Genomic DNA, 12,801 nt, shown 5'->3' on the forward strand with positions numbered 1-12,801 from the left:
CAGCTTTCGGCCGCTTGCTTGCCTTCAACGGCCTCCCGTCGGGGAGGCCGTTTTCATTCGATCAGGGATTCAGCCCTGCCCCAGCAGCGCCTGCAGTCCGGCTTCGTCGATCACGGCCACGCCCAGTTCGGCGGCCTTGGCGAGCTTGCTGCCGGCGTCCTCGCCGGCCACCACCCAGGCGGTCTTGCGCGATACCGAGCCGCTGACCTTGCCGCCGGCGGCCAGGATCAGGCGCGTGGCCTCGTCGCGGCTCAGGGTGGGCAGGGTGCCCGTCAGCACCAGGGTCTTGCCCGCCAGGGGCTTTTCGCCGGCGGGCGCCGCGTCGGCCTGGGGCTCGACTCCCTCGGCGCGCAGCGCGGCGATGACCTCGCGGTTGTGCGCCTCGGCGAAGAAGCGCCGGATCGAGGCCGCCACCACCGGGCCGACGTCCGGCACCTGCAGCAGTTCTTCCTCGGAGGCGTCCATGATGGCCTCGATGGAGCCGAAATGCCGCGCCACGTCGCGCGCGGTGGTCTCGCCCACGTGGCGGATGCCCAGGGCGTACAGCAGGCGCGACAGCGGCGGGCGGCGGCGCTGATTGATCGCCTCCACCAGGTTGCGCGCCGATTTCGCCCCCATGCGGGGATAGCTGGCCAGCACCAGTTCCCCCCCGCCCGCCGGGTCCGCCAGCTTGTACAGGTCGGCCAGGGTGTGGACCCTGCCGCTGTCCACCAGCTGCTCGATCAGCTTGTCGCCCAGGCCGTCGATGTCCAGGGCCTTGCGGCTGGCGGCATGCCACAGGGTCTGCTTGCGCTGCGCGGGGCAGAACAGCCCGCCGGTGCAGCGCGTGATGGCCTCGCCCTCCGGGCGCTCGACCGCCGAGCCGCAGACGGGGCACACCGGACAGGCGGCCAGCAGGTCGAAAACCTGGGCGTCGGCCGGGCGCAGCGACAGCACCGGCCCGACCACCTCGGGGATCACGTCGCCGGCGCGGCGCACCACCACGGTGTCGCCGATGCGCACGTCCTTGCGGCGGATCTCGTCCTCGTTGTGCAGCGTGGCGTTGGTGACGGTCACGCCGCCGACGAAGACCGGCTGCAGCCGGGCCACCGGCGTCAGCGCGCCGGTGCGCCCAACCTGGACTTCGATGCCGATCAGCCGGGTGGTTTCCTCCTGGGCGGGGAATTTGTGCGCGATGGCGAAGCGCGGCGCGCGCGCGACGAAACCCAGCACGTCCTGGGCGCGCAGGTCGTCCACCTTGTAGACCACCCCGTCGATCTCGTAGGGCAGCTCCGCACGCGACGCCCCCACGGTCTCGTAGAAGCGCAGCAATCCGGCCGCGCCCCGGCACGCCGTGCGGCCGGGGCTGACGGCGAAGCCGAAGCCGGCCAGCCAGTCCAGCATCGCGGAATGGGTGGGGCGCGGCCGCAGGTCGGCGCCGCGATCGTCCTGGATCTGCCCCCAGCCGTAGGCGTAGAAGCGCAGCGGCCGGGTGGCCGTCACACGCGGATCGAGCTGGCGCAGGCTGCCGGCCGCGGCGTTGCGCGGATTGACGAAGGGCTTGTCGCCCCGGGCGACCTGGGCCTCGTTCAGGCGCGCGAAGTCCGCCCGCGTCATCAGGACCTCGCCGCGCACTTCGAGCACGGCGGGCGCCTCGCCCCGCAGGCGCAGGGGCACCGAGCGCAGCGTGCGGATGTTGGCGGTGATGTCCTCGCCCCGGGCGCCGTCGCCCCGGGTCGCCGCCTGCACCAGGCGCCCGCCCTCGTAGCGCAGGCTGACGGCCAGGCCGTCGAACTTGTATTCCGCGACGTAGGCGACGCCGGCTTCGGGCGCCGCGCCGGCCAGCAGGCCGGATCCGATCAGGGTGGAGACGATGCGCTCGTCGAAGGCGACGATGTCCTCGGCGTCGAAGGCGTTGCCCAGCGACAGCATGCGCACGGCGTGCCGCACGGTGGCGAAATGCGCCAGCGGCGCCGCGCCGACCCGCTGCGTGGGGGAATCGGGCGTCACCCAGTCCGGATGCTCGCGTTCGAGGGCCTGCAGCTCGGCCATCAGGCGGTCGTACTGCGCGTCCGAGACGGAGGGCGCGTCCTCGACGTAGTAGCGGCGGTTGTGGCTCTCGATCTCGGCGCGCAGGGCCTCCAGGCGCTGCCGGTCGGCGGCCGCCCGGGCCACGGCGGCCGTGTCGGCCGCGGCGTCCGGCGCCGCCGGGTCCGGCCGCGAGCCTCCCTGGCCGGCGGCGTGCGCGTCGGCGCGTGCGGTCACGAGAACACCCGTGCCGCGCGGTCCGTGCCGGCCAGGAAGCCGGCCTGGTCGAGCTGGTCGTACAGCGCGCTGATCTGCCGGTCGATGGCGGGCGCGGAACCGTCCTGGAAGGTGCGGCCCTGGTCGTCCAGCACGTGGGCGTCCAGGCGCGTGGCCAGGTCGCGTCCCACGGCCACCATGCGGCTGAAGGCCTGGTCGTCGGGCAGGCTGTTGGGCACGTCCAGCACCAGGTCCACGCGGTGCGCGGACCCGCCTTCCGCGGCATCGATCTGCAGGGCGAAGCGCGGCAGGCCGTTTTCCGCCATCCAGGCCCACTGGCCGCGCGCCTGGACGAAGCCCGCCTCGGCGGCCGCCTGGAGGATCGCCGCCACCGGACGCGGCTGCGCCAGCTGCAGGATCAGCCCGACCTGGGCGTCCATGGCGGCACAGCGCGCGTCCAGCTCCGCCGCCTGGCGCAGCACCGCATCCTGGTCCGGAGCCTCGATCAGGCCCTCGAAGCGCTCGGCCAGGTTCTGCGCCAGGGTCCAGAGGTTGGACCATTCGATGGCCGTGAGCGGGCCGCTGCGATTGGCCAGCACCACCGCCAGCTGCAGCGACACGTAGGATTCGCCCGGCAGCGCCTCGGCGCGGTGGCCGCCGCCCTCGCGCTCGGCGAACACGCGCACCGGCTTCTTGCCGACGCGGGTGATGGAGCGCAGGGCCTCGGCCAGGGACTCGCCCGCCACGGGATGGGCCAGGGCGATGTCGATCACCGCCTCGCAGGCGGGGTCGGCCTCGGCGCTCTCGTCGGCCGCCGGGCGGCCGGCCTGCCACACCGGTTCGCGCCGGGGCGCCGCATCGCGCATCAGCACGTCGTGGCCGGTGTCGGGCAGCGACTGGCGCATGCTGCGCCGCGCCCGCCAGTCCTGCCACGCGTTGTACAGCAGGACGACGACGATCAGCGCCACCCCGATCGAAATCAGCAAGATCTGCAAGTCGCTCATAGAACCCTCTTCGTCCGGATCAGGCCGCCTCGGCCGCCCATTGCAGGGCCGAGTCCATGTCCACGGCCACGATCCGCGACACGCCCTGCTCCTGCATGGTCACCCCGACCAGCTGCCGTGCCATCTGCATGGCGATTTTGTTGTGTGAAATGAACAGGAACTGCGTCTGGCCGCTCATGCCGCGCACCAGGTTCGCGTACCGTTCGGTATTGGCGTCGTCCAGCGGCGCATCGACCTCGTCGAGCAGGCAGAACGGCGCCGGATTGAGCTTGAACAAGGCGAACACCAGGGCCGTCGCCGTCAGGGCCTTTTCGCCGCCCGACAGCAGGTGGATGGTGCTGTTGCGCTTGCCCGGCGGCTGGGCCATGACCTGAACGCCGGCGTCCAGGATTTCCTCGCCGGTCATGGTCAGGCGGGCCTCGCCGCCGCCGAACAGCTGGGGAAAGAGCTCGCCGAAATGGCCGTTGACCGTCTCGAAGGTCTGCGACAGCAGCTCGCGGGTCTCGCGGTCGATGCGGCGGATGGCGTTCTCCAGAGTGTCGATGGCGGCCAGCAGGTCGGCCTGCTGGGCGTCGAGAAAGCCCTTGCGCTCGCGCGCCGCCGTCAGCTCGTCGAGCGCCGCGAGGTTCACGGCGCCCAGCGCTTCGATGCCGCGCGTGATGCGCTGGACTTCGGACTGCAGCCAGTCCAGGCGCCGCCACGGGGGCGGCTGCTCGTCCAGGTGGCGGCGCAGGGCGTCGCGGTCCACCTGGCGGGCGTCGAGCTGCTCGGCGAACTGCTCGACCGACAGGCGCGAGGCCTGTTCCTTGAGCTGCAGCTCGGTGATGCGCGCGCGCAGGGGGTCCAGGCCGCGCTCCAGCGTCAGCCGGCCCTCGTCGGCCTCGCGCAGGGCGGCGGCCGCCCGCTCCTGCTCCAGCCGCGCCTCGCGCAGGGCGTCCTCGCAGGCGGCCCGGGTTTCCAGGGCGTCCTGCAGGCCGGCCTGGGCCATGGATTCGTCCAGCTCGAACAGCTCGCCCTGCAGGGATTCGAGCTCGGCCCCCGAACGGCGGGCCTGTTCCTCGGCCAGCTGCAGGGTGCGGCGCAGTTCGTCGAGCCGGTGGCGCAGGGTGCGCACGGCGTATTCGGCTTCCTGGGCGGCGCGCTCCTGGTCGCGGCCCCGCTGGCGGGCCTGCTCGGCCTGGCGCGACAGGTCCTCGGCCTGCAGGTCCAGCTCCGCCAGGCGTTCCTGCTGTTCGGCCAGGACCTGGTCCAGGGACTCGAAGCGGGCCTCGGCCTCGGCCCGCCGCGCGTCGAGCGCGGCCTGCTGCCCGGCCAGCTCGTCCAGGTCGCGCGCCAGGCGGCGGGACTGCTCGTCGGACTGCGCCGCCTGCTGGCTGAGCTGCTGGTGGCGGATCTGCGCGTCGTGCTGCGCCCGCATGCGCTCGGCGATCTGCTGGCGCGCGGGCTGCAGCGCCTGAGCGAGGTTGCGGCAGGCGGCGTCGGCCTGGGCATGGGCGTCCAGGGCCTGGTCGGCGATCAGCCGGGCGGCGCGGATCTCCAGCGCCAGGTTGTCGATCTGCTGGCGGCGCGCCAGCTGGCCGGCCTGCTCCGAATCGGTGGCGTAGAAGCGCACGCTGCAGGCATCGACCCGGTGGCCGTCGCGCAGCACCCAGACGCCGCCCGGCGGCAGCTCGCCGCGCCGGGCGATGGCGGCGCCCAGGTCGTCGGCCACGCGCACGTCGCGCAGCCACACGGCCAGCAGGGCCTGCAGGGCGGCATCGCGCGCCTGGACGAAATCCAGCAGGCGCGGCGCGTCCGGCCCCGCCGGCGCGGGCGCCGCGGCCGCCTCGGGGACCTGGTAGAAGGCCAGGCGCGCGGGCGGCGCGTCCTGGGCGAAGGCGCGCACGTGGTCCAGCGTGCGCAGGCCCAGGGCGTTCATGCGTTCGTGCAGCACGGCTTCCAGGGCGGTTTCCCAGCCCGCCTCGACCCGCAGCTGCTGCCACAGGCGGGTCAGGCCGCCCAGCCCCTGGCGCTGCAGCCAGGGCTCCAGCGCGTCCTCGGACTGGATCTTTTCCTGGAGCGCGATCAGGGCCTGGCGGCGCGCGTCGAGCCTTTCGAGGTCCAGCCGGGCCGCCTGGCTGGCCTGCAGGGCCTCGGCCCGGGCGGCCTCCAGGTCCGGCAGGCGGGATTCGAGTTCGAGCAGCCGCGCCTGGGCTTCCTCCAGGCGTTCCTGGGCGACGGCGCATTCCCCCGCCCAGCGCTGCAGTTCGGCCGGGTCCGGCGCGCCCAGGGCGGCGCGCTCGGCTTCGAGGCGCGCGCGGCGGTCTTCCAGGGCGCGCCACTGGCCGTCGGCGTCGCGCTGGGACTGCGCGGCGAGCGCCAGGTCCTGTTCGGTGCGCGCCAGGGCGCGCCGCCATTCGTCTCTTTGGGCCGCCAGGCCGCGCAGGCGGGCGTCGAGTTCCGGCAGGCCGTCCTGGGCGCTTTGCGCCTGCTCGGCGAGCTGTTCGGCGCGGGCCTCGGCTTCCTCGATCTGCACCTGGGTGTCCTCGATCGAGGCCTGGCTGTGGGCGCGCTGGTCGCCCCATTCCTGCTGCTGGGCCTGCAATTGCGCGCGCCGGACCTGCAGGCGGTTGCGCGAATCGACCACGTGGCGGATTTCGGCTTCGAGGCGGCTGACCTGGGCGCCGGCCTCGAACAGCCGGCCCTGCGCCTGGTGGGCCCGCTCGCTGGCCTCGAAATGCGCGGCGCGGCGGGTTTCCAGGTCGGACTCCAGGGCGCGCAGCCCGGCCACGGCCGATTCCAGCTCGGCCTGGGCGCGTTCGGTTTCCACGGCCAGGGTCTGGCGGCTTTCGCGCGCGGCCTGCTCGCGCAGCAGCCACAGGGCGTGCTGCTTGAGTTCGCCTTCGGCCTGCAGCGCGCGGTAGTCGGCCGCCACCCGGGCCTGGGATTCGAGCTTTTCGAGCTGGCCGGCGAGTTCGCGCAGGATGTCTTCCAGCCGGGTGAGGTTTTCGCGCGTGTCGCTCAGGCGGTTCTCGGTTTCGCGGCGGCGTTCCTTGTAGCGCGACACGCCGGCGGCTTCTTCGAGGTAGACGCGCAGCTCCTCGGGGCGGGCCTCGATCAGGCGGTTGATCATGCCCTGGCCGATGATGGCGTAGCCGCGCGTGCCCAGCCCCGTCCCGAGGAAGATGTCGTGGATGTCGCGGCGGCGCACCGGCTGGTTGTTGACGAAGTAGCTGCTGGCGCCGTCGCGCGTGAGCACCCGGCGCACGGCGATCTCCGCGAAGGTGGACCACTGGCCCGCCGCCCGGCCCTGGCTGTTGTCGAACACCAGCTCGACCGAGGCGCGCGCGGCCGGCTTGCGCTGGCCCGAGCCGTTGAAGATCACGTCCTGCATCGAGGCGCCGCGCAGTTCGGACGCCTTGGTCTCGCCCAGCACCCAGCGCACGGCGTCGATGATGTTGGACTTGCCGCAGCCGTTGGGACCCACCACGCCGACCAGCTCGCTGGGCGTGGGAATCACGGTCGGATCCACGAAGGACTTGAATCCGGCAAGTTTGATCTGCGTGAGGCGCACGGTGCTGAGGCGGACGGAAAATCGTGGCGCGTGAATGACAGCGTATGATAACGCACCGGGTCCGGGCGACGGCCCGCGCGCGCCGCCGCCCGCACGGCGACCCGCTATACTGCAACTCTTTTTTACGGGCGCGCCTCGCGGCGGCCGCCCCCTTCGTCAACCACTTCGGGGTCCGCGATTGAACAAGGGCTTTTACATGGTCATGGCCGCGCAGGCGCTTTCGTCCGTCGCGGACAACGCCCTGCTCATCGCCGCCATCGGGCTGATCGCCGACCTCAGCGGCCCGGACTGGATGGCCCCCATGATGAAGTGGTGGTTCGCCCTGGCCTACGTGGTGCTCGCGGCCTTCGTCGGCGCCTTCGCCGACGCCTTCCCCAAGGGCCGCGTCATGTTCGCCACCAACGCGCTCAAGACCTGCGGCTGTCTGCTGATGTTCAGCTACGGCGCGTTCGGGCTCGCCCATGGCCACCAACTGGTGCTGATCTTCGTGGCCTACACCGTCGTCGGCATCGGCGCGGCCGCCTATTCCCCGGCCAAGTACGGCATCGTCACCGAGATGCTGCCGCCCGAGCTGCTGGTCAAGGGCAACAGCTGGATCGAGGGCCTGACCGTGCTGTCGGTCATCGTCGGCACCGTGCTGGGGGGGGTGCTCATCAGCCCGGCGGTCTCGGCCTGGCTGATGTCCTTCGAGTGGGTGGACCGCCTGGCCGACAACGCCGCCCAGAGCGCCATCCTGATGATCGGCCTGGTCTACGTCGCCGCCGCTCTCTGCAACCTGCTGATTCCCGACACGCACGCCTTCTATCCCCGCCAGGAAACCCATCCGGCGGCCCTGATCCGCAATTTCACCCGCTACGTCCGCATCCTGTGGACCGACAAGCTCGGCCAGATCTCGCTGGCGGTCACCACCCTGTTCTGGGGCGCGGGCGCGACCCTGCAGTTCATCGTCATCGAGTGGGGCGCCCAGCACCTGGGCTACCGCCTGGACCAGGCCTCGGTGCTGATGGGGGTGGCCGCCTTCGGCACCGTGATCGGCGCGATCTGCGCCGGCCGGGTGCCGCTGCGCGGCGCGCTGGCGGTGCTGCCGGTGGGCGTGGTGATGGGCCTGGTGGTGCTGCTGATGCCGGCCGTCTACGCGCCCTGGGCGGTGTACTGCCTGCTGCTGCTGATCGGCGGCCTGTCGGGCTTCTTCGTGGTCCCCATGAACGCCCTGCTGCAGCACCGCGGCCACGTCCTGCTGTCGGCCGGCCATTCGATCGCCGTGCAGAACTTCAACGAGCAGCTGAACATCCTGCTGATGCTCGCCATGTACAGCCTCATGCTGTGGCTGGGCCTGTCGATCAACCTGATCATCGCCCTGTTCGGCATCCTGGTGGCCTGCCTGATGCTGGTCTTCATCCAGTGGAACCGGCTCAACCACCGCGCCCACCCCGAACTGAGCCAGATGATCGGGCAGCCGGGCCACGGCACGGCGCTGAACTGATTCACGGCCAGCGGCCTCGAACCATCGGCCTTGGCATGGACCCCGGCCGCCGTCCCGACGAAACCCGATCAGTCCCCGTTCCGGGGGGCGGCCGCTTCCGCCTCGCGGACGGCGGCGGCCAGGCCGGCCAGGTCGCGCCAGGCCTCGGCCTTCCAGGCGGAGCGCACCAGCAGCGAAGAAGGCGGGTGGGTGACCCACACCGGGATCGGCTCGCCCTGCCCGGGCACGTGCCGGTGAGGGCCGCCGCGCAAGGCGTCCAGGTCCGCATCCGTCCCGATCACCGCCTGCGCGGCCACCCGGCCCAGCGCCAGGATCCAGCGCGGCCGCAGCAGGGCGATCTGCCGGCGCAGCCACGGCAGGCAGGCCGCGATGTCCTGCGCCGACGGCTCGCGTCCGCCCACGGCGCGGCATTTCACGACATGGGTCAGGTAGGCCGATTCCCCCTGCGGCAGGCGCGCGGCCGCCAGCATGGCCGCCAGCAGGCGGCCCTGGTCGCCCTGGAAGGGCCGGCCGCTGGCGTCGTCCTCGATGCCGGGCTGCTCGCCGACGATCAGGTAGTACGGCCGGACCGCCTCGCCCGCCCCGGGCACCGCCCGCACGCGCTGGCCATGGCGCTCGCACCGGCGGCAGGCCGACACCGCCGCGTCCAGCGCGGCCAGGTCGGGGCAATCCGCCGGCGCGGCGGCGTCGGCGGCCGGCGCGGGCGGCACGGCGAGCCCGGCCGGAGCGCGCACGCGCGTCGGGCCGGGAGCCGGCACGGGGGGCGAGGGAGCGCGGAATCCAGCTCCGGTGCGCGCTGCGGTTTCGACGGCGGCATCGGCATTGACGGTACCGGCATCGACCGCATCGGCATCGACCGCATCGGCATCGACCGCATCGGCATCGACGGCACCGGTCCCGGCGGGCGCCGGCGCCGGCCGCTCCGCCAGCCAGTGGGTGTCCAGGCCGATCTCGGCGAGCCAGGCGAGCTGGCCCGGGCGCAGCGGGACGCGCGGCGTCATGCGGCGTCCGCCGCCAGGGCCAGGGTCATGATCCAGGCATCCTCGCGTCCCTGGGTGGCCGGGTAATAGCCACGCCGCAGTCCCACCTGGGCGAAGCCGTGGCGGCGATAGAAGGCGATGGCGCGTTCGTTGCTGGGGCGGACTTCCAGCGTCAGGGCCGGCAGGCCGGCCTGGCGGCAATGGTCGATGCAGCGGCGCAGCAGGCGCTCGCCCACGCCCTGGCGCTGCGCGTCGGGGCGCACGCCGATGACCAGCAGGTGCGCCATGTCCGGGGCATCCATCACCAGGGCGAAGCCGAGCATCGCCCCCATGCGGCGCACCACCCAGCCGCGATAGCCGGCGGCCAGGCCGTCGGCGAAATTCTTGCGCGTCCAGGGAAAGGACTGCACCCGGCTCTCGATGGCGGCGACCTCGTCGACGTCGGCGGCCGTCATGTCGTGCAGGGTGAGGGCCGCCGCATCCACCTGGGGATTGCCCCCCAGCCCGCCGGCGCGCTCGACCGTGGTGTAGGCGACCTTGTCGCGCACGTAGGCGGGCGAGGCCAGGGCGGCGTCCACCGCCCGCCCTTCCCGCCAGGCCTGCTCCGCCAGCCGGGCGATGGTGCCGGCCTGGGCGTGCGCGCCCTCCGGCGCCGCGGCCGCGCGCCGCGCGCCCAGGGCTTCGAGCTCGCGCGCCAGGCCGGGAAAGACGTCGAGCGCATCGCCATGCGCCGTCCAGCCGCCCCCCGCCCGCATGCCCCAGCCGGCCGATTCGCGCGCGGCCCAGTCCGCCACGTCGGCGCGCGCCAGCAGGGCCGGCGCCTGCAGCGTGACCCAGTCCGCGCCGCCCGCGCGGTAGGCGGCGGCGTAGACCTCGTTCATGCGCGCGTCCTGCAGCACCACGTGCACCCCCGCCGGGTCCTCGCCGGCCCCCTGCAGCGCCACCGCGCACAGGGAATCCACCGGCAGCACGGGGACGTCGAGCGCCACGGCCAGGCCCTGGGCGACGCCGCAGGCCACGCGCAGCCCCGTGAAGCCCCCCGGCCCCTGGCCGAAGGCGATCGCCGACAGGTCGCGCCGCGCCAGGCCGGCCTGGTCCAGCAGCCCCTGCGCCATGGGCAGGATGCGCTCGGCGTGCGCGCCGCGGCCCTCGTGCTGGGCCGTGCGCAGCCGGGTGCGGCCGGCCGTCCGGGACAGCAGCGCGACGCCGCACAAAGTGCTTGATGTTTCAAACGCGAGAATGTGAAAATCGTCCATGGCCCGGCCATTTTAAAGGAGAGGCCAAGGGTGGCGCTTATTCCTGTTTCCCAAACGACGACCAAACGCTTATTGTGTAATTTGTTGTGATAAGCGCTGGTGCCCATTTCCCGACCCTGTTACATTTTCCGCATGAACACGCAAACCCAGACCCTCACCCGCAAGATCCTCATCGTCGACGACGATCCCAGGCTGCGCGATCTGCTGCGCCGTTACCTGTCCGAGCAGGGTTTCAATGTCTACGTCGCCGAGGACGCCAAGGAAATGGCCAAGCTCTGGCAACGCGAACACTTCGATCTCCTGGTGCTGGACCTGATGCTGCCCGGCGAGGACGGCCTGTCCATCTGCCGCCGCCTGCGCGGCAGCCACGACAACACGCCCATCATCATGCTGACCGCCAAGGCCGAGGAAATCGACCGCATCGTCGGGCTGGAAATGGGCGCCGACGACTACCTCACCAAGCCTTTCAACCCGCGCGAGCTGCTCGCCCGGGTCAACGCAATCCTGCGCCGCCGCGGCACCGAAGAACACCCCGGCGCCCCCAGCCAGGAAAACGAATCCGTGGAATTCGGCCCCTACGTGCTGAACCTCTCCACCCGCACCCTGACGCGCAACGGCGAAGCCGTGCCCATCACCACCGGCGAATTCTCCGTGCTCAAGGTCTTCGCCCGCCACCCCAAGGTCCCGCTGTCGCGCGACAAGCTCATGGAACTGGCCCGGGGCCGCGAATACGAAGCCTTCGACCGCAGCCTGGACGTGCAGATCTCGCGCCTGCGCAAGCTGATCGAGCCCAACCCCTCCAAGCCGGTCTTCATCCAGACGGTCTGGGGGCTGGGCTACGTGTTCGTGCCCGACGGCGGCCAGTAGGCCCTCTTCCCTCCCGCGGGCCGCGCACCCGCGTCCAGCATCCAGGTGCAGGCATCCATGACTTTTTCGAGGCGGCTCCGGCACGGCATCCGGCTCCGGCTGCGGCTGGGGCTGTTCAGCCGGTCCTTCCTGCTGATCGCCTCGCTGATGCTGGTCAGCCTGGGGGCGTGGCTGCAGATCGTCTTCAACATCGAGGAAGGCCCGCGCGCCGCGCAGCTGGCGCAGCGCATCGCCACCACGGTCAGCATCACGCGCTCGGCCCTGGTGTACGCGCCGCCGCCCGTGCGGCCCTCCCTGCTGCTGGACCTGGCCACCCAGGAAAGCCTGCGCGTCCAGCCGCGCGAGCGTTCCGACGTGCTCGAGCCCCTGCCCCACTCCGACTACTGGACCAACGTGTCCGGCGAGATCCGCAACCGCCTGGGCAGCCAGACGGCCATCATGTGGTCCGTGAACCAGGTGCCCGGCATCTGGATCAGCTTCAACATCAACGAGGACCTGTACTGGCTGGTCTTCGACCGCGACCAGCTGCGCCTGACCACCGGCCGCGAATGGCTGGGCTGGGTGGCGGCGTCCCTGATGCTGGCGCTGCTGGGCGCGGCCATCAGCGTGCGCTTCATCAACCAGCCCCTGGCCCAGCTGGCCAAGGTCGCCCAGCAGCTCGCGCGCGGCGAGACCCCCACCCCGCTGCCGGAAAAGGGGCCGGTCGAGATCCGCGACATGAACATCGCCTTCAACCGCATGGCGCGCGACCTGCGGCAGAACGAGGCCGACCGGGAAATCATGCTGGCGGGGATCTCCCACGACCTGCGCACCCCGCTGGCGCGCATCCGCCTGGAAATCGAGATGAGCCACATGACCGACGAGGCCCGCCAGGCCATCGACGAGGACCTGGCCCAGATCAACCACAGCATCGGCCAGCTGATGGAATACGCGCGGCCGGCCGGCCAGGTGCCCGAAACCGGCGTCGACGTGTCCTCCGTGCTGCGGGACCTGTTCGAGCGCGAGCGCAGCCACACCGAATCCCTGGGCGGCGAGCTGGAAGCCTCCATCCAGCCCGGCCTGCAGGCGCGGATCAGCGCCAACGACCTCAAGCGCATCGTCAGCAACCTGATCGAGAACGCGCGGCGCTACGGCCGCAGCGCCAGCGACGGGCGCGCCCACATCCGGCTGGTCGCCTACCAGGCCGGCAACCAGCTCACCATCGAGGTCCGCGACCAGGGCGTGGGCATCCCCCAGACCGACATCCAGCGGCTGCTGCGGCCCTTCGCGCGCGGCGAATCCGCCCGCACCGGGGTGAGCGGCGCCGGCCTGGGCCTGTCCATCGTCGAGCGGCTGCTGGGCCAGGTGGGCGGCAAGTTCACCCTGGCGCCCAACATCCCGCATGGGCTGCTGGCGCGCATCGAGATCCCCAAGGCCAAGGGGTAGCGCGGCGCCG

8 protein-coding genes are annotated in these 12,801 nt (G+C 72.2%); 3 read left to right on the forward strand and 5 right to left on the reverse strand.

Annotated elements, in window-relative coordinates:
- Positions 1 to 69: 69 nt before the first annotated feature.
- From ligA to smc, 3 genes are all read right to left on the reverse strand, one after another.
- Positions 70 to 2,154, reverse strand: a complete 2,085-nt coding sequence (gene ligA, locus HNR28_RS12215; protein WP_151025409.1) for an NAD-dependent DNA ligase LigA — start codon at positions 2,152 to 2,154, stop codon at positions 70 to 72.
- An 86-nt stretch (positions 2,155 to 2,240) separates the two neighbouring features.
- Complete coding sequence (locus HNR28_RS12220) at positions 2,241 to 3,227, reverse strand: cell division protein ZipA C-terminal FtsZ-binding domain-containing protein (RefSeq protein ID WP_043680807.1); 987 nt, start codon at positions 3,225 to 3,227, stop codon at positions 2,241 to 2,243.
- Positions 3,228 to 3,246: 19 nt separating this feature from the next.
- Positions 3,247 to 6,780 (reverse strand): chromosome segregation protein SMC, encoded by a 3,534-nt coding sequence (gene smc / locus HNR28_RS12225; protein ID WP_043680803.1) that lies wholly within the window; start codon positions 6,778 to 6,780, stop codon positions 3,247 to 3,249.
- A 178-nt stretch (positions 6,781 to 6,958) separates the two neighbouring features.
- Here smc and lplT point away from each other — a divergent pair, with 178 nt between their 5' ends.
- Positions 6,959 to 8,263, forward strand: coding sequence for a lysophospholipid transporter LplT (gene lplT, locus HNR28_RS12230; protein ID WP_043680800.1), 1,305 nt, complete (start codon positions 6,959 to 6,961; stop codon positions 8,261 to 8,263).
- A gap of 68 nt (positions 8,264 to 8,331) precedes the next feature.
- Here lplT and HNR28_RS12235 read toward each other — a convergent pair whose 3' ends face one another.
- Together HNR28_RS12235 and tsaB are read right to left on the reverse strand one after the other, a co-directional pair.
- A complete protein-coding gene (locus tag HNR28_RS12235) occupies positions 8,332 to 9,264 on the reverse strand; it encodes a uracil-DNA glycosylase (RefSeq protein WP_184142920.1) in 933 nt (310 codons plus the stop codon).
- Complete coding sequence (tsaB, locus tag HNR28_RS12240) at positions 9,261 to 10,499, reverse strand: tRNA (adenosine(37)-N6)-threonylcarbamoyltransferase complex dimerization subunit type 1 TsaB (protein WP_151025512.1); 1,239 nt, start codon at positions 10,497 to 10,499, stop codon at positions 9,261 to 9,263. The genes HNR28_RS12235 and tsaB overlap by 4 nt, the downstream gene beginning before the upstream one ends.
- A 132-nt stretch (positions 10,500 to 10,631) precedes the next feature.
- Between tsaB and ompR the strand changes: the two genes are divergently transcribed.
- Both ompR and HNR28_RS12250 read left to right on the forward strand, forming a co-directional pair.
- A complete protein-coding gene (gene ompR / locus HNR28_RS12245) occupies positions 10,632 to 11,366 on the forward strand; it encodes an osmolarity response regulator transcription factor OmpR (RefSeq protein ID WP_043680797.1) in 735 nt (244 codons plus the stop codon).
- Between the two features lie 57 nt (positions 11,367 to 11,423).
- A complete protein-coding gene (locus HNR28_RS12250; protein ID WP_043680794.1) occupies positions 11,424 to 12,791 on the forward strand; it encodes an ATP-binding protein in 1,368 nt (455 codons plus the stop codon).
- Positions 12,792 to 12,801 lie beyond the last annotated feature (10 nt).

The organism is Castellaniella defragrans, assembly GCF_014203015.1.
In the GTDB taxonomy this organism is placed as follows: domain Bacteria; phylum Pseudomonadota; class Gammaproteobacteria; order Burkholderiales; family Burkholderiaceae_B; genus Castellaniella; species Castellaniella defragrans.

Bases quoted from the DNA above. Each gene is read 5' to 3' on its own strand.
- HNR28_RS12220 (WP_043680807.1), bottom strand. From the start codon at position 3,227: ATGAGCGACTTGCAGATCTTGCTGATTTCGATCGGGGTGGCGCTGATC.
- HNR28_RS12235 (WP_184142920.1), bottom strand. From the start codon at position 9,264: ATGACGCCGCGCGTCCCGCTGCGCCCGGGCCAGCTCGCCTGGCTCGCC.
- tsaB (WP_151025512.1), bottom strand. From the start codon at position 10,499: ATGGACGATTTTCACATTCTCGCGTTTGAAACATCAAGCACTTTGTGC.
- ompR (WP_043680797.1), top strand. From the start codon at position 10,632: ATGAACACGCAAACCCAGACCCTCACCCGCAAGATCCTCATCGTCGAC.
- HNR28_RS12250 (WP_043680794.1), top strand. From the start codon at position 11,424: ATGACTTTTTCGAGGCGGCTCCGGCACGGCATCCGGCTCCGGCTGCGG.